The organism is Clostridium paraputrificum (assembly GCF_900447045.1).
GTDB lineage: Bacteria > Bacillota > Clostridia > Clostridiales > Clostridiaceae > Clostridium > Clostridium paraputrificum.
In genome coordinates this window covers 227133-252745 of sequence record NZ_UAWH01000015.1, presented here as the reverse complement: position 1 = coordinate 252745, position 25613 = coordinate 227133, and the positions used below count along the sequence as shown (strand labels likewise).

Below are 25613 nucleotides of genomic sequence, written 5' to 3'. Positions count from 1 at the left end.
AAATGGTGAAATAAATGAAGAAAAAGATACTTGTTATTGGAGGACCTACTGCAGTAGGTAAGACAGAATTATCAATAGATTTAGCAAAGAGATTAAATGGAGAAATAATATCTGCTGATTCAATGCAAATATATAAATATATGGATATAGGTTCAGCTAAGGTTTCAAAAGGAGAAATGAACGGAGTAGTTCATCACTTAATAGATGTGGTAGATCCATCAATAAACTTTTCTGTTGTAGATTATAAAGAACAGGGGGAAAAAGCAATAAAAGAAATAATTTCAAGAGGAAAGCTACCTATTATAGTTGGAGGTACGGGGTTATATATAAACTCTTTAACGTGCAACATGAACTTTACTAAAGCAGAGAAGGATGAAGAATATAGAAAAGAGTTAGATAAATTAGCAAATGAGCATGGAAATAACTATATACATGAAATGTTAAAAGAAATTGACCCTATAAGCTACAATGAAATACATGCAAACAATAGAAAGAGGGTTATAAGAGCTCTAGAGGTATATAAGCTTACAGGTAATCCCTTTAGCTCATATAACGCTGGAGAAGATTTTTATAAAAGTGAGTATGATGTTCATTACTATGTGCTTACAATGGATAGGGAGAAGCTATATGAACGTATAAACCTGCGTGTTGATATTATGATGGAGAAAGGTCTTCTTGAGGAATGTATAAAACTAAAGGAAATGGGTTATACTTCTTCTATGCAATCAATGCAGGGGATAGGATATAAAGAAATACTCTATTACTTAGAAGGTAATGTAAAGCTTCAAGAAGCAATTAACATGATAAAGCAAGGTTCAAGGAATTATGCTAAAAGGCAATTGACATGGTTTAGAAGAGATAAAAGGGTTACTTTTTTAGACAAGGATAAGCTTTCCTATGTAGAAATATTAGAGAAAGTTATAGGTGACATTGGAAATAAATAGGTTTATAATATTATGTAATATGAGAGATAATGGAGGTGCTTTTATGAATAAGCAACAAAATAACCTACAAGATATTTTCTTAAATAATGCAAGAAAAAATAAGATATCAGTTGTAATATACTTAACTAATGGATTTCAATTAAAAGGTATTGTTAAAGGTTTTGATCCCTTCACTGTAGTATTAGACCAAGAAGGTAAGCAAATGCTTATATATAAACATGCAATTACAACAGTAACTCCAGCAAAACCAATTTTATTTACAGGTGTGGAAAACGAAAATGATTTTTAAAAAAGAGTGAAAGCGTGGCTTTCACTCTTTTAATTTGCTATAATCAATAGAGAATATAAAAACATGGAGGAGAAAGATGCTAGATAATACTAAAGATTTATTAAAAGAAACCTATGGTTTTAAAGAAAATACATTTGAACTTTATGAAAGAGCACTAAAGGATTGTGAAGAGCAATTTAAAATCTATGATGAAATAAGAGAATTTAACCAAATGAAAGTGTTAAAGGCTTTCCAAGATGAAAGAATTAGCGATTCTCATTTCACTAATTCATCAGGATACGGATATGATGATATAGGAAGAGATTCTTTAGATAAAGTATATGCAAGAATATTTAAGGCTGAAAGCGCTATTGTAAGGCCTCATTTTGTTAATGGTACTCACGCTATAGGCTCAGCTCTATTTGGCAACCTAAGACCTGGAAATACGCTTTTATGTGTTTCTGGAAAGCCATATGATACATTACATAACATTATAGGTATTTCAGGTGATGAAAATATAGGTTCATTAAAGGAATATGGAATAAATTATGGTCAAGTTGACTTAACTAATGAAGGTAAGTTTGATTTAGAAGGAATAAAGAAAGCTTTAGAAGATTCTTCTGTTAGAATAGTACATATCCAAAGAAGCACAGGTTATGGCTGGAGAAATTCCTTCAGCGTAAAAGAAATAGGAGAAGTAATTTCATACATAAAAGGCATAAGAAATGATATTAACGTATTTGTAGATAACTGTTATGGTGAATTTATAGATGTAATTGAGCCAACAGAAGTTGGAGCTGATATTATTGCAGGATCTTTAATTAAGAACATTGGTGGTGGTATAGCACCAGCTGGTGGTTACATTGTCGGTAAGAAAGAGTTAGTTGAACAAGCAGCTTATAGATTAACTGTCCCTGGAATAGGAGGAGAGTGTGGAGCTACATTTGGTCTTATGAGAACTTTATTCCAAGGTCTATTCTTAGCACCTCATATAGCAATGGAAGCTGTTAAAGGTGCAGTTTTCTGTGCTAGAATTATGGAACTTGCAGGATTTGAAGTTAAGCCAAGATTTGACGAAAAGAGAAGTGATATAATTCAAGCTATAAAGTTTGGAGAGGCAAATAAACTTATAAGATTCTGTAAGGGAATTCAATATGGTTCGCCAATTGACTCTTTTGTTGAATGTGAACCATGGGCAATGCCTGGGTATAAAGATGAAGTTATAATGGCAGCTGGTACATTTGTTCAAGGGTCTTCTATAGAATTATCTGCTGACGCACCTATTAGAGAGCCATATATAGCATACCTTCAAGGTGGATTAACTTTTGATCATGGAAAAATAGGTGTTTTAATAGCTTTAAATAATGTACTAAATAATTAATGATTATAGAGAGAAATTGCAATGCAATTTCTCTTTTATTTCATATTCATTTTATATATAGAGTTTTCTACTTTTATATACTTTGTATGTTCTTCTTCACTTTTATCTTTTAATAGAATGTATGTATCATAAATATCTTGTGTTGACATTAAGATATTAGAACAAAACAGAGCATATATAAACATATTTGTAAACTCAAAAACTAGTAGAAGAAATGTAATAATGGATATAAACAATAAAGGAAATATAGAAGATATAATTAAATTTTTCTTACTAATAGGTTTATTATATATAACAAAGAAGTCTAAGTATTTCTTATTAAAACCTACACAAAGCTCATCATCACTAAAGTTTCCTGGTAAAGTTAAAATGTGTAAAAGAATATGAAGTGGTATTACTATAATAAAAGATATAACTAAAAAACCTAAAAAACAAAATGCAGAATGTACAAATTTACTATGATAAGTATACATCATAATTCCAAGTCCAAAACACAATGAATAGAACAGAATTAAGAATAACTTAAAAATATTTCTTAAATAAATGTCATCTGAAGTAGGATGAATATCTATATATTCATGTTTTGAATTAAAAATAGGATAACTATCCTTTAAAAAAATCATTTTTCCTCCAATAAAAAAGAACTATATATAAAATATATAGTTCTTTACATATCCATATTACTTAATATTGTCTAAATAATCCTACAAGCTTTCCTAATATACTACAATCATCAACTATAATTGGTGCCATTGCATCATTTTCTGGTTGTAATCTAATAGAATCTTTTTCTTTAAAGAATCTTTTAATAGTAGCTTCATTTTCTATTAAAGCTACAACAATTTCTCCATTTAAAGCAGCATTTGTTTGTTCTATAATTGCTAGGTCACCTTCACGAATACCTGCATTTATCATAGAATCTCCTGTTACCTTAAGCATAAATAATTCTCTGTCATGCTTAATGAAATCTAAAGGTAATGAGAATGTGTCTTCAATGTTTTCAGTCGCTAAAATAGGTAATCCTGCAGTTACTTTACCTACAATAGGGATATTTAACATTTCTCTTTTAGTAGAATTTAATTCAACTATTTCTAAAGCTCTTGGTTTGGTAGGATCTCTTTTAATTAATCCTTTTTTCTCTAATCTCTTTAAATGTCCATGAACAGTAGAAGTAGATTTCAACGAAACTGCTTCACAAATTTCCCTTACTGAAGGAGGATATCCTTTATTTTCTGTATATGTTTTTAAAAATTCGTATATTTCCTTTTGTTTATCTTTACTTTCTAACATAACCACACCTCTTTTAAAAAATTATATCATATTCTAATAAATATATCAAACTTATGTTCTCAAAACTAATGTTCTTGTATAATCTTATAGAAATTTGCTTATTATTATAGTATTTGATATAATGAACTTTGATTATTTGGGAAGGTGGTGTATTCATATGGGAAAATATACTGAAGATGATTTCTGTGATTTATATGAAAAAAAGATATGTGATAATTGTGGTAAATGCCTTGAAGAACAAGGAGTAGATATAAGAGCCATTAAGATTGAAGATATAGCTAAAACCGTTGAAGAAAATAAATTTTTAGAAGAAGAATATAAAAAGGAACTTCTTAAAGCAGAAGAAGAAGAAGATATAGAAGAAGATTCTGATGTGGATTTATTAAAGGATGCTTATGAAAAGTTATCTAAAGAATCAGGTATTGATTTCACTTCCTTAGATGAAGATTATGAAGATGCTTTTGATCATATTGAATACTTAGATGAAAGTTTTTTTGAAGAAGGAAACTTAGAAGAATTAACAGAAGAAATATTCCCTGGAGTAAGAAAACTAAAAAAGAAAAGCGAATAACCATTATGAATAAAATCAACTCTATGTATAGAAACTATGTATGAAAAAAGTAGATTGAGGTGATTTTTTATGAAAAGAAAGAAATTATTAGCATTAGTGTTAGCCTTATGTTTGGCAACATCTACAGCTTTCATCGGATGTAGTAGAGATAATTCAGGAAACGATGGAAATAATGTAGAAAACTCAACAGATAAGAATAATAACAATACAGAGAATAATGGTAATACAGGAAACTCAGGACAAAGTAAATAATAAGAATAAAATCACCTTTAGCTACAGAAACTAAGTTAAGAAAAAGTAGATTGAGGTGATTTTTTATGAAAAAAAAGAAATTATTAACATTAGTATTAGCGTTATGCTTAGCAACATCTACAGCCTTTATTGGATGTAGTAAAGATACGGTAGAAAATGCAGGGGATAAAATTAAAAATGGTACAGAAGATGTAGGCGATGCGGCTAAGAGAGGGATAGAAGATGTTGGTGAAGGTATTAAAGATGTAGGCGAAGCCGGGGTTGGTCTTTGGGATAAGGTTACAGATGATTCAATGACATATAACGAAGATGACTTTAAAAAAGAAATAGAAAAGAAGGGCTATAAATTAACAGAAATAGAAGATACTAAATCTTTATTATCAGTAGAAAATGATGATTATACTATAAATGGAGATAGGCTATCTATTTATGAGTATGATGAAAGTGCAAAGAGTACATTAGAAGGTGACTTAAAGAGCATAACTGATAATGGAATGATGATTAATGGTAATAAAACAAGTTGGACCAAAGCGGCTCATATTTATAAGAAGGGTAGATTAGTAGTTATTTATGACGGAAACAACGAGTCGATTTTAACTACTTTAAAAGATATTTTAGGAGAACCTTTATTATAAAAATTTTATATTAGTTATTCAACATAAATAAAAAGCATAGAATTCTTATGGATTCTATGCTTTTTAACATCTAGAAAAGTATAAGGAATTTTTTAGTAATATTAATACCTTTAGTTGGAGTGGTGGGGATTGGTTTTTATGTAACATCTCACATTTCTTTATTCGGTTATGTAGAATTACTTTACATAATATATATTATGAATGTTATTTGTAATATTATTAGATTAATTATAATACAATATAAGGAAATAATACTAGGGAAGGTTTAGAAATGAAAAAACTTCTTTACAAATATCCTTTAATCTCTGTAATGTTGTCTAATATAATTACTGCATTTATAATTCTTTTTTCATTAAATAATGATAAATACTATTTGCTTTCTGTTATTATTATTATTAATTTATATATAAATAATTGGGTTTTAAATAAGGGGATAAGCATCACTAAAACTAAGATAATTCTTATGTCCATGAGTTTTTATGGAATGTTGTTAATAAGTGTTCTATGCAATAAATATATGGGTATTATAAAAATGTAGGTAAAGGGAGAGTATAAAACTCTCCTTGCTTGTCTACAATTTAGATAAGGGATTTGACTTGACAGCGTCTCTAAGAGCCTCATCATCAATATGAGTGTATATTTGAGTAGTTGATATGTTTTCGTGACCTAGAATACTCTGTAAACTTCTTATGTCTACATTGCCATGCTTGTACATTAGTGTAGCAGCAGTATGTCTAAGCTTATGAGGAGTATATTTGCCATCAACTATACCAGCATTACCTATATGTTTTTTTACTAAAAGTTCAACAGTTCGTTTGTTTATAGGTAAGTTTCTGTTTGAAAGAAATAGAAATTTCTTGTTTTCATCAGATACCTTAGAATTATCTCTAGAAGAAAGATAGCTATTTATAGCCTTTAAGCAAGCTTCGTTAAGGTAAACTGTACGTTCTTTATTTCCTTTACCTATGATAGTTAATGTATCACCTTTTATTTTATCAATTTGTATGGAGCAAAGTTCTGAAAGTCTCATTCCACAGTTTAAAAATAAGGTTAAAATACAGTAATCTCTTTTATAGTTTTTATCATCTTTATCTAAGGAGGAGAGTAGATCTATACTTTGTTCTAGAGTTAGATAAACAGGATGTCTTTTGTTTATTTTAGGAGATTCCAACTCCAAGGTTGGATTTTCATCAATTATTTTTGCTTTTCCATTAAGGAACTTAAAAAAGGATTTTAAGCAAGCTACCTTTCTAGCTCTGGCGTAGGTTCCGTTATCCCTTTGTTTTTCTACAAATGAGAGAAAAGCATATAAGTCTGTTAACTTAATTCTCCTTACAAAATCATTATCTAAGTCATTTATTTGAATTTCCTCAAATTCTAAATCAGGATCATTAACTAATCCTTTATAAACCTTCATAAATCTAAAAAATAATGTTAAATCTATAGAATAGCCATTAATTGTGTTTTCTGATTTACCTTTGATTGTTTCTAAGTAGTTTAAGAAATCTACCATATAACTTGGATATTTTGAATCTTTAGAAATATCTATACCAAACTTATTTGATGTTTCCTGACCTTCATTTAAAGAATTATACAAACCTAAATCAGAGTTTTTGTTTTTTAATTTAGAAGCAGTTTTTAAATCTCTATTTAATCCAAGTTCTTTCAACCATATTTGAACAGCTCTTGGAGTAACATTATATATTTTAGATAATTCTGTAGTGGTAAGTTTATTTTTATAAGCAAGTATATATAAATCCTCAATTATAAATTCATATCCACGTTCAGAATTCAAATCATAATAGTTAGAATAAACTTTATGAATTCTTTTTCTATCTGCATTTGTTAAGTTTACTTCGAAAAGCGGAAGAATTTCTTCAGGATATTCGTAATTTTTATATTTTAGAGTTTTATTTCGTATTTTTTTCATTTTTTTCACCTTTATAATATAGTCTTAAGCCTTGATTTTATTATATCACAGGCTTTTTTCTCTTTCAAGTACGCGAAATATAATAAATGTATATTTAGCGAAATTATTTTTGAGTGAAAATATAGTGATTTTTAGGGAAAAGATTAATATTTTAATATTATATGTATATAGACACTTCTCTTTAATTTTATTTCTTTCGACTTTTAATTTATATTAGAAATTTGTTTTTAAAGCAAATAGAATTATACAAAAAATCAGTTTAAAGTTTTTAATCAAATTAGGATTTCTATGTTTTTATAAAACTTTTATCGTAAAATCAGTCAGAATTGAAAAGGTAAAAAATATTATAATTTTATCATTTAATATAATAAAAAGTATAATAAGTATTTATTATCATGATATAGAATAAAATTATATATTAATATTATAAATACATAAATGTAATAATATATAATAAAAGTAAATTATATCAACCATATAAGGTCAGATAAGGTAAAATAAAAAAATGAAGCAAATTTAATAAAAACATAGATATAAAAATCTATGTTTTAAATACTTATTATTTATTGTAAGTAGTAAGCATAACAAACAAGTGATCATAACTATTATATAATCAGAAATAAATGCCGTAATTTTTAGCTATAAAATAGTAAAGAATCTAAATAATTGCTTAATCTCACATCTTTTTTTATCTTAATAATTTTAACTTTCACTACTCTCCTTCTCCCTTACTGTAAGCCACTTATTTATTTCTATTAAATTAACTTATTAATTCTTCAATGATAGCATTGGGATTAATAATCTTAAATCTTTGTTTACCATACTCTTTTGAAACACATTCTGATTCATAAGCGGTTTTGTCAACTACTTCAAGAAACTTTTCAAAAGTTATACTATTATCAGCTTGACATGCCAAGGCATATAATCCCGCAACATAAGGGACTATAGAACTCATGCCACCCCAGGAGTCGTAAGCATATTTATCTTCCCCCAAAAAAGAAGCATAGGTTTTTTTATCTGTTGGAACATATAAAGTGTCATCAGGAGCATTAGTATAAAAATATGGCTTATAATTATTAAAATCATTAACATCTTCATAAGATGTTCTTGTTAAACTTTGAAACTTATTAATATTATTTCCTGGTATTAGGCATAACACCTCAATGTCATTTTCTTCAGCTTTTCTTATAGCCTCCTCTAATTCTACAGAACCTTTTATTATTTTACCATCTTCAGTATACTTACTTGAATAACCACTAGAAAATGAAATAACTCTAATTTTATTATCTAATGTTTTATTCAATTCAATAATATTTAAAATATCTTCAGCTACATGAGTAAAATCTTGTTCTTTTGTTTCATAATCATAACAATCCTCAGCTACGAAATAAAGGTCAGCATTAGGGGCAACGCCTACATTCTTTCCTACTGCAATTGAAGCCATTTCTACTCCATGCATACTAGCAACTTCTTTTTCTTTAGAAAAGGCTTTATAAAATTTTAGATTATCCTTTATCTCTACGTGGTCTACTAGTAATGTTTGATCTATCATAGCTATACCTACGCCAGCACCATTATAGCCTTTATCATGTACTTTTTTTAAGTTTAGCTTCTTTTCTTTTCCCTCTTCCATAAGTTTTTGAGGGTCAAAACCTTTAGGTAAATATTTGGGCCACTCTGTTAAATCATCAAAATTCATAAAATCATTCAAATCAGATAATGATAATCTATTTATATATTGACTGTCAACTTTAGTAGTCTTTAAATCTACAATTCCATAGATATCTTTTCCGTACTTAATATTATCAGCTCTTTCGTTTTGAATTTTTTGCATTGATATAAGATTATTCTTTGGATGATTCTGAATATAACCCTTTTGCCAAGTATCATTATTAGAACAAGATATTAATAAACACGATGAGATTATGAAAGTTAAAATTAATGACATTGACAATATTTTTTTCATATATAACCTCCTACTCACATATTATATTTTACTCTATTGTAACATTATATATATTATATAGAAATATATTACATATGATTGACCAAAAAAGCTATAACACATATAAAAATGCATTATAGCTTTTTCTATCTTATTTATTCATATTTTTTAGTAAATCTGCAAAAGGATTATTATTAAACTCCTCTGCTTCTTTTTTCATCTTTTTCATTATATTATTAACTGCCTTCTTATCTACCTTAGCATTTTTGTCGAATCTCTTTTCAAATTGGCTAGCCTTTTCTCTAAAATTACAGTTTTGTCCTGGACATACGTAGATTTTTCCTTCTCCATGTCCTCTAAGTTCTAACCTCTTCTTACATTCTGGACATCTTGCATTAGTAAGTCTAGCTAAGTTTTCTCTATAACCACATTCCCTATCTTGACACACTAGCATTCTTCCGTTTTTGCCGTTAACTTCAAGCATATACTTTCCACAGTTAGGACATTTCTTTCCTGTTTGATTATCATGATGGAACTTAGTTGTTCCCTTCTTTACATCTTCTACTAATGAGGTAGCATATCCCTTCATGTTTTCTATAAAAGCTTTATCATTTGCTTTTCCTTTCGATATATCCTCTAGGTCCTTTTCCCACTTAGCAGTAAGCAAAGGAGATTTTAGTTCTTCAGGAACAAGTTCTATTAATTGTATTCCCTTAGATGTAGGATAAATATCCTTCCCCCTCTTCTCTATTACAAATGAATTAAATAATTTTTCTATTATATCTGCTCTAGTTGCAACTGTTCCAAGACCACCAGTCTCCCCTAATGTCTTTGCTGCATCCTTCCCTACATTTATATACTTATGTGGATTTTCCATAGCAGATAGTAAAGTTCCTTCATTAAATCTTCCTGGAGGAGTTGTTTGTTTCTTTATAAGCTCTATCTTTCTTATATTTAATTTATCATTAACCTTTAATGTAGGTAATTCTTGTGTTCCCTCTTCATCATCTAAATCTTCTCTTTGATATAGTGCTTTCCATCCCTTTTCTAATGTTATATTTCCTTTAGCTAAGAAAATCTCTCCATTTATGTTTACCTTTATTGTAGTTTGTTCATATTCATATGGTGGTAACATTACACTTAAGAATCTTTTTACAACTAAATTATATATGTTTTTCTCTTCTGAACTTAAAACTCCAAGGTTAAGCTTTTCTTCTGTAGGTATAATAGCATGGTGATCACTAACCTTTGAGTTATCTACAAAGCTTTTATTTCCCTTAACACCTTGTTTTAATAACTTATCTGCATATGCTCTATATTCTCCCACTGATATTCCTCTTAGTCTATCTGGTATTGTAGGTAAAATATCAGATGATATATATCTAGAATCAGTTCTTGGATAAGTTAATAATTTGTAGTTTTCATATAATCTTTGCATTATATTAAGAGTTTGCTTTGCTGAGTATCCCCAAATTTTATTAGCATCTCTTTGTAGTTCTGTTAAGTCGTATAATGCTGGAGAATATTTTTTCTTTCTACTCTTTGTAACGTCAATTACCTCTCCTGTAGAGTTCTTAGTCTTATCTAAAATAGATTTAGCAACCTCTTCCTTGAAGATATTAGAGTTTCCCTTTGGACTTACCCACGAAAGCGTAAACTTATCAGTTAGGGCTTTTAAATTGTAGTAGTCCTCTGGTTTAAAGTTTTTTATCTCTTCTTCCCTATTTACTATCATAGCTAAAGTAGGTGATTGTACTCTTCCTGCTGATAATTGAGCATTATATTTACAGGTTAAAGCTCTAGTTACGTTTAAACCTACTAGCCAATCTGCTTCTGCTCTACATACTGCTGCCTTATATAAATTATCATATGCTCTACCATCTTTAAGATTCTTAAAGCCATCTAATATAGCCTTATCAGTTTGTGAAGATATCCAAAGTCTTTTTATCTTCTTTCTAACACCAGATTTATCTATTATCCATCTTGCTACTAGCTCCCCTTCTCTTCCTGCATCAGTAGCAATTATAATTTCTTCTACATCATTTCTAAGTAGTTGCTTTTTTACTTCATTGTATTGCTTACTTGTTTTCTTTAATACCGTAAGCTTCATTGGCTTAGGTAGCATTGGTAATGTCTCCATGCTCCACTTTTTATATTTATCTCCATAACCTTCTGGATCCATTAGTCCTACTAAATGACCTAATGCCCATGTTACTATGTATCCATTCCCTTCTATATAACTTCCTTTATTATTCTTACATTTTAAAACTCTAGCAATTTCTCTTCCTACAGAAGGTTTTTCTGCTAGTACTATCTTTAAACTCATATGCTTCCTCCTAATTCATTGAAGTCTTTAACCTTCATTATAAACTAAAGAAAGGAAAAAATATATATAAAAGGCGGGGGAGATATTTATTTTGCTTGTTCAGTCGCTACGCTCCAAGTCACATAGAAATAAATCCCACCACTCCTACTAAAGGCAACCAAATAGTAAAAACAAACAGCCATAATTATATGACTGCTTTATAACGATTATCCTCTAGTACTTTATTTAATAAATCTTGAGTTGAATTACTTTCATCATTCAGTAGAGATATAAATACCTCATTAGAATATCCAAATGCATAGGTAAAGTTATCGCTATATTTAATAATAGTTGAGCTTTCCCTTCTTTTATCTATATTCCAAAATATGAGATGAGGTATATTTAAATTTGCATATTGCCACTTTTCTTTAATTCTTTCAAATTCCTCTGCATTTACAAAGTAAGGAGTATCCTTATTGTTACCCTTAGAAAGCATTGAAATTTTACAACCTGGATCTATTATAAATAAAAGTCTCCTAGGAATATCTTCTTCATTTATTCCGTGTTTGATAGCCGCAAAAAGTATTAAATCTAAAGCTGCCTCTACATTTATTTCATTACAAACTGATGCTTTCACTATTTCCTCTATCTTATCTTTTATGTTATCCATATCAATTTTTTTAAAGTTAGGTTTAGGCTTCATGGTAATTATGTGTTTCTTATACTTGCCTCTATTTTCTCTTAGAAAATATAATATAGTACCTACTCCACCATATAGGGTATTTATATTCTTATTATTTATAAAATTCTTTGAGGATAACCCTAAAGATACTACTGTATCTCCCTTATATTGTTTTATATAACTCTTATACTCATACAGGAATGAAGCATGTCCATTTTTTATAAAATCCTCTACAAACATATAAGGGAAATTTTCATCTATAAGGCTCTCTTTTAATCCTCCCCCTCTATATTCTAAGAATTGCCTATAGAGCTCCCTATATTCTTTATATCTACTATAATCATGTTTTAAAAATGCATTTTTATATTTATTTATAGATTTAAAGGTTATATTACCATACTGTATACTTTCCCAATCTCCTTTGCTCATAGAACTTTCTACTATATTTAATTTTTTTCTAAGTTTAGATAGTGTTATTCTATATTCTTTTGAAGATATATTAAGTAATAATCTGGTTTTCTTTCCTAACCTTCTTGATTCTGGTGAAGAAGTATTTTCGGATTTCAACCATTTTGCTAAGGTGCTTGGTGCTAAAGAATTCAAGTCCTTGTTTAACGTATCTTTTATAAGCTTTATTGTTTCATTTTCAAGCTTAGTATCAAATAAGGAATACAAATCATCCCATCTACCATAGTGTGGTATTAAGGAAAGGTTTTCTTTAAGTATATTAGAATCTATATTACCTAAATAGTTTAAACATACCCTAAAAACCCTTCTCTCTCCAAGTCCCTTTTCCTTATCCCTAATGAAAAATAGAATTTTAAGAGCCTTTTTCTCATCTTCCTCATAAGCCTTAGAAAATAACTCTATTATATCCTCTTCATTTATATCTCTAAGAAACATCCCTTTTGAAAAAAAGTTCAAGTTATGTATAGATGTATTATCTATTTCTATTATTTCATTGTAATCTTCTTCAAGATCCTCATATAAATTTTCATCAATATTAATTATATCCTCTTTTAATTTATTAAATAATTCAAAGCTCATATAATCCTCCTTAAATACCACAAGACACATTATGCCCAGCTAATAAATTAACCGAGCATAAATAAGCTGTTAGTGTCTTTATTAAACAAGATACATATTTTATTAAGCTGTTAGTATCTTTACACTATCATGTATATGCAGTTTTTTCTTTAATAGTACATTTTAATGATTAAGTAAACTTAAGAATTTTTAACTTCTGTAATTCTCTTTATAAGGCTTTCATCTATATATTCTGACTTTGAAAAGCCTTTTCTAAAATATCTTATTTGCTTATATTTAACCCCGTTCATTTGGAAGTCTAATACATCTATTCTATCTCCCTTAAAAACTATTGGTTCATTTTTACCCTTTACTTGTATCCTTAATTCCATATAAATTGTCTCCTATAATGATTTTGTATATTTACACTTTGGATAATTTGTACATCCATAGAAAAATCCATATTTTCCTTCTTTCTTTTGTAATCTACTATTACATAATGGACAGTTTTCATTCTTCTCTGTTAATTTTAATATATCTTTTCTATCTATTAATGTAACATTATTAGCCTTTGCTAAGTTTCTTGCATTTTCAGTAAAACTACTATTTGTAATTACCATTGCTCTATGTGCTTTATAGTACTTTATAGAAGCTACTGCTTGCTGCACTGCCTCTACACCAACATTTTGATTCCATCTCTTAGCTTGAACTACAATCTTTTCTTTTCCTTTTTTAACAACAAGGTCTGCACCATAATCACTTGTCTTTGGTGTTAAGTGAGTTTTATATCCTTCTTTTTTAAAGTGTAATTCTAAAAATTCTTCAAATTCTTCCCCTGTCATCTTGTCTACAATATTTATACTTGCATGATAAAATCTTTTATTTCTCCAACTTTTATACTTATGAAAGATAATTTCTACAACTAAAAATAATATAATGGAGTAATTTAATTTTAGTTTACCTACTAGTAATAATATACCTAAAATTAAGAAATAAATTAAATACAATAAAAATCTTGTTTGCTGCGTTCTGTTAAGTCTTTTCTTCAATTAAATCTCCTCTTTTCTGCCACGTCTACTACAAATAAATATCATATTGTAATACTTATTATATATTAAATTTTCACCCTTTTCTATTGTTTATAGACAAGGATAAATCTTAATTATTTAGGAATACTACTTTTAGAAACTTTTTTCAGGGAGGATGATATATTTGGCAACGCTTAAAAAGTTTAAACCCTATTTCTCTTCTTTAGGGATTTTAGTGTTTATTGCCCCTATCTTTATGATTTTAGAGGTTCTATGTGAACTTGTTCAACCTTTTTTACTCCAAATAGTAATTGATAGAGGAATAAAAAATAATGATAAAACTCTCATAGTAGAGTTAGGTGCTTTAATGATATTCATAGCTGTAGTTGGAGTTTTACTTGGTATTTTAAACACATATAACTCTAGTAAAATATCAACTATTTTTGCAATGAATCTTAGAGAAGGTACCTTTGATAAAATACAAAGGCTTTCCTTTAGAAATATTGATGAATTAAGTATTTCTAATCTTATAGTTGTGTTGACTAATGACATAAATCAACTTCAAAACTTTGTTATGTCAGGTACTAGAATATTGATTAGATCACCACTACTTTTTATTGGAAGTATAATTTTAGGTATTATAACAGCACCAAGATTATCTCCTATTTATTTAGTTATTATTTTAGTAATTTCTATTGCATTATTTCTTATTATTAAGAAATCATATCCCCTATTTTATGGAGCTCAACAAGGATTAGATGATATGAATACTACATTGAAAGAAAATTTTGATGGTATTATGGCAGTAAAATCATTTGTTCAAGAAAATAACGAAAAGGAAAAATTTAAAGGCAAAAGCTCTAATTTAGCAAAACTAAATACTAGTACATCTAGAATGGTAGGTACTATTTTGCCTATATTTTTAGCAAGTATTAACTTAGGTATAGTTGCGATTTTATGGTTTGGTGGTAAATCAGCTATAAATAATGATTTACCAATAGGTTCTTTAGTTGCATTTATAAATTACTTATCACAATTATTAGTTGCTCTTATAATAGCAAGCTTATTGTTTATGAATTTTACAAGAGCTATGGTTTCAGCAAAAAGAGTTGAAAACATAATGAATGCTACTAGTGATGTAGTATTTATGAATACCTCAAAGAACGCTGATGATATTAGAGGAGATATTACCTTCGAGAATGTTTCCTTTGATTATGATGAAACAGATGGATTTGAGGAATATGCCTTAAAGGATGTTAATCTTCATATTAAAGAAGGAGAATTTGTAGGTATTATAGGTTCTACTGGTTCTGGTAAATCCACTTTAGTAAATTTAATACCAAGATTCTACGACCCTACATCAGGGAAGGTTCTATTAGATGGTGTGGATATAAGAAACTACAATGAGGCTACCCTTAGAAAAAATATATCTATTGTACTTCAAAGTGCTACTCTATTCTCTGGAACTGTAAAATCCAACATAGTTCAAGGGGATTTAGATGCTGTTGAAGATGATATAACAAGAGCTGCAAAAATTGCACAAGCAAAAGAGTTCATTGATAGACTACCTGAAAATTATGAATCTATTGTATATCAAAGAGGTAATAATTTATCTGGTGGTCAAAAACAAAGAATTTCTATTGCTAGAGGGTTAGTTGGTAACCCTAGAATACTTATTTTAGATGATTCAACCTCTGCCCTTGATGCAAAGTCTGAAAGCTTAGTTAAGAAGGCTTTAAATAGAGAACTGAAGAATACTACTACTATAATGGTTGCACAAAAAATATCTTCAATAATTGATGCAGATAAGATTGTTCTTATAGATCAAGGACAAATACTTGCAGTAGGAAGTCATGAAGAATTAATGAATAGTAGTGTTCATTATAAAAACATATATAATACACAACTTGGAGAGGAGGCTTAGCATATATGAATAACAGAGGCTTAAAGTTCATATTATCATATTTAAAAGAACATAAAACTAAGCTTATAATTATAAGCTTTTCTATTATAGTTTATACCTTAACTAAGCTTATAGGTCCTTTCCTAATGGGATATATAATAGATAATTATATAACTATACCTAATGTTGACGGTTTAGTTAAGTGGGTAATTGTTTTATTTTGTGTATATGCTCTATCATCCCTTGCAGGATGGTTCCAAAACTATATAAATGCTGATGTGGCATCACAAACTGTAAATAAGATTAGAACTGACCTATTTAATAAAATAGAAACCTTATCACTAAGATTTTTTGATTCTACTCCACATGGTGAGTTATTAAGTAGATTTACTAATGATATAGACAATATTGGTATAACACTATCTAATAGTATAATTGAGCTAACTTCTAACTTAATTCAATTAGTTGGAGTATTAATATTTATGCTTATATTAAATGTTAAATTAGCCTTAATAACTTTAATTGCCACACCATTCCTAGCTATAATTGTAACTTTTTTAATTAAAAGAACTAGAAAGTTATATGGAGAGCAACAAGGAAAGCTTGGAGATCTTAATGCCTATATTGAAGAAGAGATTTCTGGACTTAAGGTAGTTAAAGCCTATGGTCTAGAAAATGAGGTTGTTAGAAGATTTCATGAGAAAAATAAAAGTTTTAAAGATACTGCAATAAAAGCGCAGTTTACTTCTTACTTAATGATTCCTCTTATGAACGGATTATCTAATGTAACCTTAGTTTTGATTATAGTAGCTGGTTCTATGCTTACCTTAAAGGGTGATGCAAGTATTGGACTTATAGTTACATTTATAAACTTTGCTAGATTATTCTTTCAACCAATAAACCAAATGTCTAATCTTTATAACCAATTAGGATTAGCCTTTACTGGCGCTGAAAGAGTTATGGATATACTTAAGGAGGAACCTGATATAAAAAATACTCCTAATGCAAAGGAAATAGATGTTTTAAATGGATATGTAAATATGAAGGATGTATCTTTCTCCTATAATGATGAAAAGACTATACTTAAAAGAATAAATATTGAAGCCTTTAAAGGTGAAAAGATTGCAATTGTAGGCCCTACAGGATCAGGTAAAACAACTATTATTAATCTTTTAAATAGGTTTTATGATACTAAAGATGGTGAGATATATTTTGATGATTTAAAGATAAAAGATATAAACTTCTACTCTTTAAGAAAAAGAATAGGTATTGTTCTTCAAAATACTATTCTTTTTAGTGGAACAATTAGAGAAAATCTTCTATTTGGAAAAGAAGATGCTACTGATAATGAAATTGAAACTGCTTGTATTAAAGCTAATATACATGATTACATAATTAGTTTACCTAAGGGATATGATACAGAAATAACAAGTGATAGTAATATATTTAGTAAAGGACAAAAGCAACTTTTATCCATTGCTAGAACCATCTTAGCTAACCCTGATATATTAATACTAGATGAGGCTACAAGCAATGTAGATATGATTACAGAACAAAAGCTTCAACAGGCCATGAACACCATGATGGAAGGAAGAACATCCTTTGTCATAGCTCATAGATTAAAAACTATAATTAATTCTGACAAAATTGTTGTAATTAAGGATGGTAAGGTAGTTGAAGAAGGAACACATAAAGATTTAATATCCTTAAAGGGATTCTATAATGAACTATACCAAAATCAATTCTCTTCATTAAAGGGAATTGTAAATGAATAAAATAAAACTCTAGCAAAAATTTTGCTAGAGTTTTTATAACTAACTAAATATCTTAGCCCATATTCCTTTTTTCTTCTTTGTATCCTTCTCTGGCTTCTTTCTTTCAACTGTAAATGAAGTATCTTTTTTCTTAATTATTTCTAAGTGCTTATCTATTGATTTATTAAGTTTTTCAACCTCAAATTTCTTAAAGTTAAATTCACTCTTCATGTTATATAAATCATTTTCTATAGTAACACATTTTTTTAATGCATTAATGTTATCCTTACTCATTTCATAAGCTTCAACTAATATCTCACAATACTTTTTAACTTCTTTAGCATAAGCTGTGTAGTCTTCTGGACTCTTATCGACCATTTCATCCCAACTATGCTTAATAGCTGTATAGTTAGAGAAAATCATTTCTGTTAAAAGATTAGATATATTCAATGAAACTGCATGTTTATCAACTACATTACCCTTAAGATAATTCATTGTTTCTATAACACCTATTATAGAATAAAACTTCTGTAATGCTATATTCATAAAATCATTTGATGAGCTTTCTGTTACCTCTTTAATAACCTTATTTGTGATATCTACAAATCTATCAGTTATAGTATTATTGGTTTGTACTAAAGCTGTAGTAGAATTATCTTCCTCTATGTCAAAGTTTGCAAAGAAAGAATTATCATTGGTAACAATGATATTATCACCTTCTATATCTTTTGAAGTAACATTTGAATTATTATTCATTGCCTGTCCAACTACAGTATCATTAGCTACTTTCTTTATCTTTGAAGCCTCAATTTTTGAGATATTTCTATCTATCATCATTCTTAGAACTTCAATATTGTAGTTATCTAAACCAAGTTTTATTCTATTAGTTATCATAACTTCGACTATATTATTAGTTTCTTTTAATGATTTTATATTCTTAGGATAGATATCCCAGCAATAGTCAAATACTTTAATACAAAGATTAAGCTGTTCTACTATTATGGATAGCTTTACCTTATCCTCAAAGTTAGTATCCTTAAGTAGTTCTAATAATTTACGACTTCTTATAACTATTTGCTTGGTAACTTTAGCCGATATATATTTTCTTATATCTTGAATATCAATAATACTTCCATATAAATAATTTGCCGTTTCTATAGATGTAATTAAAGATATTGAATGTTCTATAAAGTCTTCAACAGAATCTTCATTAAAGTTTCCCTGAAACTCTTTAATCATCTCACTAGCTTGCTCCATGGCAGTTTTAGTAAGATTATTTTGAGCAACTTTAATAAGTATAGAAATATCAGGTCCTTGAGCTTCCATTATTACATTTTGCATTTTTTTAAAGTCCTCTAATAACTTCTTGCTCTTATCCAGGTATTCCTTAGTTACATCATTATTAGTAGTTACTGCAACAAGTTCAGAACTACTTTCTATATTCCCATTTATACCATTATTCTCTTTCATAGTCGCTACACACCCCATAAATAAACGATTATTCCCAAACTCCTACTACAATTATAACCCATCTAGAATTAATTTCCAATTGTTTTTCGAAATAATTATATCTTATTATTATTCTTATATTCCTCAATTCTTTGGGCTAAATCCTCTAAATACTCGTATCTTTCATATTTATATAGAAGTTCTTCTTCTAATTTCTCCTTTTCTGTCATAAGCTCTTGTAGCTTTGAGTAACTTGCTGAATTTTCTTGCATTAATTTATCTACATTTGCTATTTCATTTTCTAGGTTTTCTATTACAGAAGAAATTTCTTCATATTCTTTCTGTTCCTTAAAACTAAATTTTGGTCTTGAATCTCTTTCTCTTACTCTTTGAGCATTTTCTTTTTTTTCTTTTTTAACTTCTGTTTCCTTATTAGCCTTCTTTAATTCGACTTTAATACTATAATCACTGTAGTTACCATTATAAGTCACAATCTCACCATTTCCTTCATATGCAAATATCTTATTACACACTCTATCTAAGAAGTATCTATCATGGGAAACAACTACTACTACACCAATATAGCTATCTAAAAAGTCTTCTAATATGTTAAGTGTATTAATATCAAGATCATTTGTAGGTTCATCCAGTAGAAGAACATTTGGAGCTTCCATTAAAACTCTTAAAAGATGAAGTCTTCTTCTTTCTCCACCAGATAACTTTTCTATTTTTGTATATTGCATAGTTCCATCAAATAGGAATCTTTCACACATTGTAGATGCAGTTATTTTTGTTCCATCTGCTACAGGGATATACTCTCCCCCTTCTTTAACATAATCTATTACTCTTAAATTAGAGTCCATATGAGAGTCATCCTGAGAAAAGCATCCTATCTTTACTGTTTCTCCAACTTCTATTTCTCCACTATCAGGCTTTATAGCTCCCTTAAGCATATTAATTAGCGTTGTTTTTCCAGCTCCGTTATTACCTATAATACCTATCCTATCCTCCTTAGTGAAGATATAGCTAAAATCATGTATTAATTCTTTATTATCAAAACCTTTATTTATATGGTTAATTTCAATTATCTTCTTACCTAATCTAGTTCCTATAAAAGACATTTCTACATCTGTTTCTCTTTTTACATATTCCTGATTAACTAAGTCATCAAACCTTTGTAATCTTGCTTTTTGTTTTGTAGTTCTAGCCTTAGCACCTCTTTTTACCCATTTTAACTCTTTTTTAATTAGAGATTGTCTCTTTTCTTCTTGAGCCTCTTCTATTTCAATTCTTTCCATCTTTTTCTCTAGGAAAGCAGTATAGTTGCCTTCATATGTATATAGATTTCCTCCATCAAGCTCTACTATCCTATTACTTACTCTATCAAGGAAGTATCTATCATGAGTAATCATAATTAATGCACCCTTTCTAGAATTTAAATATTCTTCTAGCCACTCTATAGAATCTGAATCTAAATGGTTTGTAGGCTCATCTAATACCAACAAATCACAAGGAGTAATAAGAGCAGAAGCAAGAGCAACTCTCTTCTTTTGTCCTCCAGATAGATTTTTTATCTTTTCTTCATATTTAGTTATTCCAAGTTTATTTAATATGCTTTTAGCTTCACTTTCAAGCTCCCATAGATTTAATCCATCAATTTCACCTTGAAGCTTTATTAGCCTTTCATTAAGCTCATCAAAATTAGAAGGTGAAGAATTTAGACTTTCAAGAGTTTCTTCATAATCTCTTAAAAGCTTCATTTCTTTACTATCACCCTTAAAGATTTGCTCTAATACAGTTGCATCATCTTGAAAATCTTGACTTTGAGAAAGAAACTCTATCCTAACATTTTTCCCCTTTGTAACACTTCCATCAAAGAATTCCTCTTTTCCTGTTACTATTTTTAAAAGGGTTGACTTACCAGCACCATTTATACCTATAATACCTATTTTATCCCCGTCATTTATACCAAGTGAAACATTGTTTAATAATGTTTTTTCACTATAACTTTTGCTTATATTTTCTAGTGTAATTAAATTCATATATATTCTCCTCTTTATGTAACCTTTATATATTCATATACTAGCATAAGTTTCAAAAATAATGAAGAATTAAAAAGAAGCACTACTGTAATAGCAGTGCTTTCTACTTAATTAAATTCTATTTCCTTTGAAAATACATCTATATACTTATAATAAGGATCCTTTTCATATACCTTACCTAGATATTCCTTTGCTTCCTCATCCCTATCTGTATAATAGCATGCTTCTCCATAGTAGTAACAATACTCTAAGGCATCCCCCTTAATTTCATCTAGGTCAATTTTCACTTTACTTAGTGAATCATATGCAAGTTCATATTCCTCAGCTTCACATGCTGCATAGCCTAAAGCTGTTAATCTTTCATTTTCAAGATACTCATTACCTTCATATGTAATCATAGTTAAATACTTAATAGCTTCTTTATAGTTTTCAGTATGATAATAGCATCTTCCTAAAACATAGGTTAAGCTTGGATCTTTCACCTTATCTACTCCACCTCTTTTTAAATATGTTAAGGCGTTAGTATAGTCCTTTTCATCAAAATATAAGCACCCTAAAAAAAAGTATGCCTCTTTATTATCTTTTCTATAATATACAGCATTGTTTAAGGCATCCTTTGCCTTCTTTGCATCCCCTTTTGAGTATAAAGTTAAAGCATAGTTATAAAATAATGCTGAATTATTGTCAGGGTCATTCTTAAACTTAATTGTAAAGGCAACTCCAACTAATACTATTGCTATTCCAAGTCTCCAATCTAAGAAGAACGCACCTATACCTACTACAAAAAGATAAGTAGTCCATGTACCCTTTACCTTTTGTAATTTTAGCTTATATGTGTTACTTTCCAAAATTATATCCCCCAATCCCTTTTAAACTTACTATAAGTATACAGTAATATGAACTATTACTCAAATGCCGAAGAAAAAGTATTTCCTACTCTTTTAAATGCAATTTCTTTATAGGTTTTTTTATTATTAATATCTATAATAGTTTTATAAATATTTGGACATCCTTCCTCTCTCCAGCGCTTCATATATTTTGCATCAGCTTCAGTTCTATAATAATACTTTTCGTCATAATCATCAGAAAACTCCAAGAAAAAGTCTAATGAATCCTTATGTATTTCATACTCCTTAGAATCTAACTTATTTATAATTGGTAGAAAAAATCTTATTGGAACCTTATAGTTATACTCTCCCTTTAGAGATGTACCTTCCATTAAAGCTCTCTTAATAAATGACTTATCCTTTAAATCTTCTTCTGTAACCCTTAGTTTTAAAATTGGTTCATTTCTTTTATTCTTTTCTAATTTTATTTCTATCATTTGTGCCACCTTCTATTTAAAGTCATACTATGCATTTTACAAGAAAGTATATTATTTTACAAGATGAGTATCCTAAGATTATGAGGTGGGAATATGAATATTAGTACTGATTATAATAAAAATGTAAACTATTTAAAAGATGAAATAGGTTTTGGTAAGTCTTTTGATGTTTTATATAGAGAATTAAATCTTAAGGGAAGGCGTGTTAGCTTGTTCTTCTTAGATGGATTTGTTAAGGATGAATCACTTCAGTCCTTAATACAAAGCTTTTGTGTATATAAAGAAGATAATATAGCAAAAGCAAAAACTGCAGAAGAAATTATTACAACATGTATTAGTGCTATAGAAGTTTCAGAGGAAGAGGATTTTGGAAATATAATTAAAGCTCTCCTTTCTGGTCAAACTGCAATGTTTGTAGAAAATTTAGATAAGTGTATAATGATTGATCTTAGAACTTATCCTGCTAGAGGACCAGAAGAACCAGATAAGGAAAAGGTTTTACGGGGAGCTAGAGATGGTTTTGTTGAAACTATAGTATTTAATAGTGCACTAATAAGAAGAAGGATAAGAGATCCAAAACTAAGATTTGAGATGGTTTCTGTTGGAAGAGAATCTAAAACAGATGTAGCAATTGCCTTTATAGAAGATAGAACTAAACCAGAAGCATTAGAAACTGTAAAAAAACAATTAGCTGAAATTGAAGTTGATGCATTAACTTTAGGAGATCAGAGTTTAATAGAATGCATTAGTAAAAAGACTTGGTATAATCCACTTCCTAAAGTTAGGTATACAGAAAGACCTGATGTTACTGCAGCTCATATATTAGAAGGTAAGATTGCTCTTCTAGTTGATAACAATCCTTCAGCTATGCTTCTTCCTACTAGTGTATTTGATTTCTTAGAGGATGTTGATGATTATTATTCGCCTATATTAACAGGAAATTATTTAAGGTTTCTTAGAAATGCTATTTTACTTATGACTTTATTTATTACTCCAATATATTTATTAATTACAGAATATCCTGATACTTTACCAGAATATCATAGATTTTTACTTCCAACTGCCCCATACCATATACCGATATTTTGGCAATTCTTATTACTGGAATTTGCAATTGATGGGTTAAGGCTTGCATCATTAAACACTCCAAACTCTTTAGGCATGTCCTTATCTGTTGTTGGTGCGTTAATTTTAGGGGATTTTACAATAAAGACTGGATGGTTTTTACCTCAAACTATACTTTATATGGCAATAGTTGCTTTAGCTACATTTACTCAGCAATCTGTTGAACTAGGGTTTGCAATAAAGTTCTTTAGGATATTGCTATTAATATTAACTTCACTATTAGGATTAAAGGGACTTATTGGTGGATTTATACTTGGTATTATATTACTTGCCACAACTAGAACATTTACAGGTGAGCCATATCTTTATCCCCTTATACCTTTTAACGGAAGAGCGTTAATGCATTTATTGTTTAGAACTAGCATTAAAAGTAAGAAAAGAAAGATTTAAGATAATTAAGATAAAAGAGAGAAAAGAGATAAGAAGGATAATATTAACAAGGAAGAGTAGTTGCTTTTGAAATTTCTCTTCCTTGTTGGTTTATATGCCATAGGGGATTATATATTTTTTAAACTATAACTTCTCCTATTAATCTCATTAAGTTTAATAATTCTTCTGATTAATTGTTATTATAGGAAACACATACAATATCATTTAATCTTAGTTGGTTTGTAAAATTAAAAATAACTCAGCTCCCTGAGCTGAGTTATTACAAAATCTCTTTTAATCTATTAACTATTTTATATTAATTAATTTCTAATTCAACTGGACAGTGATCTGATCCAAAGATATCTGTATGAATCTTAGCACCGACTAATCTATCCTTTAATGATTCTGATGTTACAAAGTAGTCAATTCTCCATCCTGCATTCTTTTCTCTTGCCTTAAATCTATATGACCACCAAGAATATATTCCTTCTTGATTTGGATAGAAGAATCTAAATGTATCGATAAATCCTGAACTTAACAACTCAGTAAACTTATTTCTTTCTTCATCAGTAAATCCAGCATTTTTTCTATTAGTTTTAGGATTTTTTAAGTCGATTTCTTTATGCGCAACATTTAAGTCACCACAAACTATTACTGGTTTATTTTTTTCTAATGATTTTAAATATGCTCTAAATGCATCTTCCCAAGTCATTCTATACTCAAGTCTAGCTAATTCAGTTTGAGAATTAGGAGTATATACTGTAATTACATAATAATCAGGGAATTCTAGAGTTATAACTCTTCCTTCTTTATCATGCTCTTCTATGCCAATTCCATAAGCTACACTTAAAGGTTCTTCTTTAGTAAATATTGCAGTACCTGAATAACCTTTCTTTTCTGCATAGTTCCAATATTGATAATATCCATGTAAATCTAAATCTATTTGACCAGCTTGTAACTTAGTTTCTTGAAGACAGAATATATCTGCATCTAATTCATTAAATATATCTAGGAACCCTTTACCAACAACAGCTCTTAAACCGTTAACGTTCCATGAAATCATTTTTTTCATTTGTCTACCTCCATTAGTTTTATATTCTAAAAAGAGTATAACATAAAGATTGTTAATGGTTAATATTAAAAGTATTAATAGTCTTTTATAATATTTACTATTAAACTTAATTTCATCCTACAACCACAGATGATATTTTAAAATGAAATGCTTGTTCAGCTTTATAAAATATAAAACTCTAGCAGCTAACTCACAAATATTTTTTATAAATAAATATATAAAGATATAAAGATATAAAGATATAAAGATATAAAGATATATTTATGCTATTATATTTTCTCATATACATTAAGTGGATCCATTGTTCAATTTCCTAAA

Annotated in this window: 23 protein-coding genes; 10 read left to right on the top strand and 13 right to left on the bottom strand. The window is 28.6% G+C overall.

Annotation, left to right across the window (positions count from 1 at the left end; all coding sequences use genetic code 11):
* Window positions 1-14 precede the first annotated feature (14 nt).
* From miaA to DR024_RS12730, 3 genes are all read left to right on the top strand, one after another.
* Complete coding sequence (miaA, locus tag DR024_RS12740) at window positions 15-944, top strand: tRNA (adenosine(37)-N6)-dimethylallyltransferase MiaA (RefSeq protein ID WP_055184162.1); 930 nt, start codon at window positions 15-17, stop codon at window positions 942-944.
* Between the two features lie 43 nt (window positions 945-987).
* On the top strand, window positions 988-1233 hold the full coding sequence (hfq, locus tag DR024_RS12735) for an RNA chaperone Hfq (protein ID WP_027097867.1): 246 nt from the start codon (window positions 988-990) through the stop codon (window positions 1231-1233).
* A gap of 76 nt (window positions 1234-1309) precedes the next feature.
* Entirely contained in the window at window positions 1310-2593 is a 1284-nt protein-coding gene (locus tag DR024_RS12730) for a methionine gamma-lyase family protein (protein WP_111918944.1), read from the top strand.
* A gap of 35 nt (window positions 2594-2628) precedes the next feature.
* On the opposite strand, the gene DR024_RS12725 is transcribed toward DR024_RS12730, so the two are convergent.
* Together DR024_RS12725 and lexA are read right to left on the bottom strand one after the other, a co-directional pair.
* Window positions 2629-3216 (bottom strand): metalloprotease family protein, encoded by a 588-nt coding sequence (locus DR024_RS12725; protein WP_055184164.1) that lies wholly within the window; start codon window positions 3214-3216, stop codon window positions 2629-2631.
* Window positions 3217-3277: 61 nt separating this feature from the next.
* On the bottom strand, window positions 3278-3883 hold the full coding sequence (lexA, locus tag DR024_RS12720; protein WP_027097870.1) for a transcriptional repressor LexA: 606 nt from the start codon (window positions 3881-3883) through the stop codon (window positions 3278-3280).
* 157 nt (window positions 3884-4040) lie between these two features.
* On the opposite strand from lexA, the gene DR024_RS12715 reads away from it, so the two are divergent.
* The 4 genes from DR024_RS12715 (at window position 4041) to DR024_RS12700 (ending at window position 5879) form a co-directional block, all read left to right on the top strand.
* On the top strand, window positions 4041-4454 hold the full coding sequence (locus tag DR024_RS12715) for a hypothetical protein (RefSeq protein ID WP_111918942.1): 414 nt from the start codon (window positions 4041-4043) through the stop codon (window positions 4452-4454).
* Window positions 4455-4523: 69 nt separating this feature from the next.
* Window positions 4524-4706, top strand: a complete 183-nt coding sequence (locus DR024_RS12710) for a hypothetical protein (RefSeq protein ID WP_027097872.1) — start codon at window positions 4524-4526, stop codon at window positions 4704-4706.
* A 65-nt stretch (window positions 4707-4771) separates the two neighbouring features.
* Window positions 4772-5341, top strand: a complete 570-nt coding sequence (locus tag DR024_RS12705; protein ID WP_055184166.1) for a hypothetical protein — start codon at window positions 4772-4774, stop codon at window positions 5339-5341.
* A 271-nt stretch (window positions 5342-5612) separates the two neighbouring features.
* Window positions 5613-5879 carry a hypothetical protein gene (locus tag DR024_RS12700; protein ID WP_055184167.1) on the top strand — a complete coding sequence of 89 codons (267 nt, stop codon included), beginning with the start codon at window positions 5613-5615 and terminating at the stop codon, window positions 5877-5879.
* A gap of 33 nt (window positions 5880-5912) precedes the next feature.
* Here DR024_RS12700 and DR024_RS12695 read toward each other — a convergent pair whose 3' ends face one another.
* From DR024_RS12695 to DR024_RS12670, 6 genes are all read right to left on the bottom strand, one after another.
* Window positions 5913-6854: a tyrosine recombinase XerC gene (locus tag DR024_RS12695; RefSeq protein WP_051195927.1), complete on the bottom strand. Its 942-nt coding sequence runs from the start codon at window positions 6852-6854 to the stop codon at window positions 5913-5915.
* Between the two features lie 1177 nt (window positions 6855-8031).
* Complete coding sequence (locus tag DR024_RS18055) at window positions 8032-9237, bottom strand: S8/S53 family peptidase (protein WP_242983109.1); 1206 nt, start codon at window positions 9235-9237, stop codon at window positions 8032-8034.
* A gap of 130 nt (window positions 9238-9367) precedes the next feature.
* Window positions 9368-11542, bottom strand: a complete 2175-nt coding sequence (locus DR024_RS12685; protein ID WP_111918940.1) for a DNA topoisomerase III — start codon at window positions 11540-11542, stop codon at window positions 9368-9370.
* Between the two features lie 184 nt (window positions 11543-11726).
* Entirely contained in the window at window positions 11727-13250 is a 1524-nt protein-coding gene (locus DR024_RS12680) for a DUF2828 family protein (RefSeq protein ID WP_172458951.1), read from the bottom strand.
* Between the two features lie 179 nt (window positions 13251-13429).
* On the bottom strand, window positions 13430-13621 hold the full coding sequence (locus DR024_RS12675) for a hypothetical protein (protein ID WP_027097878.1): 192 nt from the start codon (window positions 13619-13621) through the stop codon (window positions 13430-13432).
* 12 nt (window positions 13622-13633) lie between these two features.
* Entirely contained in the window at window positions 13634-14278 is a 645-nt protein-coding gene (locus tag DR024_RS12670; protein ID WP_051195924.1) for a restriction endonuclease, read from the bottom strand.
* Between the two features lie 163 nt (window positions 14279-14441).
* Between DR024_RS12670 and DR024_RS12665 the strand changes: the two genes are divergently transcribed.
* Together DR024_RS12665 and DR024_RS12660 are read left to right on the top strand one after the other, a co-directional pair.
* A complete protein-coding gene (locus DR024_RS12665) occupies window positions 14442-16181 on the top strand; it encodes an ABC transporter ATP-binding protein (RefSeq protein ID WP_167539561.1) in 1740 nt (579 codons plus the stop codon).
* A 5-nt stretch (window positions 16182-16186) separates the two neighbouring features.
* Window positions 16187-17935, top strand: coding sequence for an ABC transporter ATP-binding protein (locus tag DR024_RS12660; RefSeq protein ID WP_027098484.1), 1749 nt, complete (start codon window positions 16187-16189; stop codon window positions 17933-17935).
* A 39-nt stretch (window positions 17936-17974) separates the two neighbouring features.
* Here DR024_RS12660 and DR024_RS12655 read toward each other — a convergent pair whose 3' ends face one another.
* The 4 genes from DR024_RS12655 to DR024_RS12640 form a co-directional block, all read right to left on the bottom strand.
* Window positions 17975-19384, bottom strand: a complete 1410-nt coding sequence (locus DR024_RS12655) for a hypothetical protein (RefSeq protein WP_111918938.1) — start codon at window positions 19382-19384, stop codon at window positions 17975-17977.
* 95 nt (window positions 19385-19479) lie between these two features.
* The gene (locus DR024_RS12650) at window positions 19480-21405 is read right to left on the bottom strand and encodes an ABC-F family ATP-binding cassette domain-containing protein (protein ID WP_055184170.1); all 1926 of its coding nucleotides are present in this window, start codon (window positions 21403-21405) and stop codon (window positions 19480-19482) included.
* Between the two features lie 107 nt (window positions 21406-21512).
* Window positions 21513-22253 carry a tetratricopeptide repeat protein gene (locus tag DR024_RS12645; RefSeq protein ID WP_027098482.1) on the bottom strand — a complete coding sequence of 247 codons (741 nt, stop codon included), beginning with the start codon at window positions 22251-22253 and terminating at the stop codon, window positions 21513-21515.
* A gap of 56 nt (window positions 22254-22309) precedes the next feature.
* Window positions 22310-22729, bottom strand: coding sequence for a hypothetical protein (locus tag DR024_RS12640; protein ID WP_027098481.1), 420 nt, complete (start codon window positions 22727-22729; stop codon window positions 22310-22312).
* Between the two features lie 93 nt (window positions 22730-22822).
* On the opposite strand from DR024_RS12640, the gene DR024_RS12635 reads away from it, so the two are divergent.
* Window positions 22823-24244 (top strand): spore germination protein, encoded by a 1422-nt coding sequence (locus tag DR024_RS12635; protein WP_111918936.1) that lies wholly within the window; start codon window positions 22823-22825, stop codon window positions 24242-24244.
* 295 nt (window positions 24245-24539) lie between these two features.
* On the opposite strand, the gene DR024_RS12630 is transcribed toward DR024_RS12635, so the two are convergent.
* Window positions 24540-25295 (bottom strand): exodeoxyribonuclease III, encoded by a 756-nt coding sequence (locus tag DR024_RS12630; RefSeq protein ID WP_027098479.1) that lies wholly within the window; start codon window positions 25293-25295, stop codon window positions 24540-24542.
* Window positions 25296-25613 lie beyond the last annotated feature (318 nt).

Coding starts and splice junctions, on each gene's coding strand:
- DR024_RS12695 (WP_051195927.1), bottom strand. CDS start 6,854: ATGGTAGATTTCTTAAACTACTTAGAAACAATCAAAGGTAAATCAGAA.
- DR024_RS12700 (WP_055184167.1), top strand. CDS start 5,613: ATGAAAAAACTTCTTTACAAATATCCTTTAATCTCTGTAATGTTGTCT.
- DR024_RS12660 (WP_027098484.1), top strand. CDS start 16,187: ATGAATAACAGAGGCTTAAAGTTCATATTATCATATTTAAAAGAACAT.
- DR024_RS12635 (WP_111918936.1), top strand. CDS start 22,823: ATGAATATTAGTACTGATTATAATAAAAATGTAAACTATTTAAAAGAT.
- DR024_RS12680 (WP_172458951.1), bottom strand. CDS start 13,250: ATGAGCTTTGAATTATTTAATAAATTAAAAGAGGATATAATTAATATT.
- DR024_RS12730 (WP_111918944.1), top strand. CDS start 1,310: ATGCTAGATAATACTAAAGATTTATTAAAAGAAACCTATGGTTTTAAA.
- DR024_RS12705 (WP_055184166.1), top strand. CDS start 4,772: ATGAAAAAAAAGAAATTATTAACATTAGTATTAGCGTTATGCTTAGCA.
- DR024_RS12725 (WP_055184164.1), bottom strand. CDS start 3,216: ATGATTTTTTTAAAGGATAGTTATCCTATTTTTAATTCAAAACATGAA.
- DR024_RS12640 (WP_027098481.1), bottom strand. CDS start 22,729: ATGATAGAAATAAAATTAGAAAAGAATAAAAGAAATGAACCAATTTTA.
- DR024_RS18055 (WP_242983109.1), bottom strand. CDS start 9,237: ATGAAAAAAATATTGTCAATGTCATTAATTTTAACTTTCATAATCTCA.
- DR024_RS12655 (WP_111918938.1), bottom strand. CDS start 19,384: ATGAAAGAGAATAATGGTATAAATGGGAATATAGAAAGTAGTTCTGAA.
- DR024_RS12675 (WP_027097878.1), bottom strand. CDS start 13,621: ATGGAATTAAGGATACAAGTAAAGGGTAAAAATGAACCAATAGTTTTT.
- DR024_RS12630 (WP_027098479.1), bottom strand. CDS start 25,295: ATGAAAAAAATGATTTCATGGAACGTTAACGGTTTAAGAGCTGTTGTT.
- DR024_RS12650 (WP_055184170.1), bottom strand. CDS start 21,405: ATGAATTTAATTACACTAGAAAATATAAGCAAAAGTTATAGTGAAAAA.
- DR024_RS12710 (WP_027097872.1), top strand. CDS start 4,524: ATGAAAAGAAAGAAATTATTAGCATTAGTGTTAGCCTTATGTTTGGCA.
- miaA (WP_055184162.1), top strand. CDS start 15: ATGAAGAAAAAGATACTTGTTATTGGAGGACCTACTGCAGTAGGTAAG.
- DR024_RS12715 (WP_111918942.1), top strand. CDS start 4,041: ATGGGAAAATATACTGAAGATGATTTCTGTGATTTATATGAAAAAAAG.
- hfq (WP_027097867.1), top strand. CDS start 988: ATGAATAAGCAACAAAATAACCTACAAGATATTTTCTTAAATAATGCA.
- lexA (WP_027097870.1), bottom strand. CDS start 3,883: ATGTTAGAAAGTAAAGATAAACAAAAGGAAATATACGAATTTTTAAAA.
- DR024_RS12685 (WP_111918940.1), bottom strand. CDS start 11,542: ATGAGTTTAAAGATAGTACTAGCAGAAAAACCTTCTGTAGGAAGAGAA.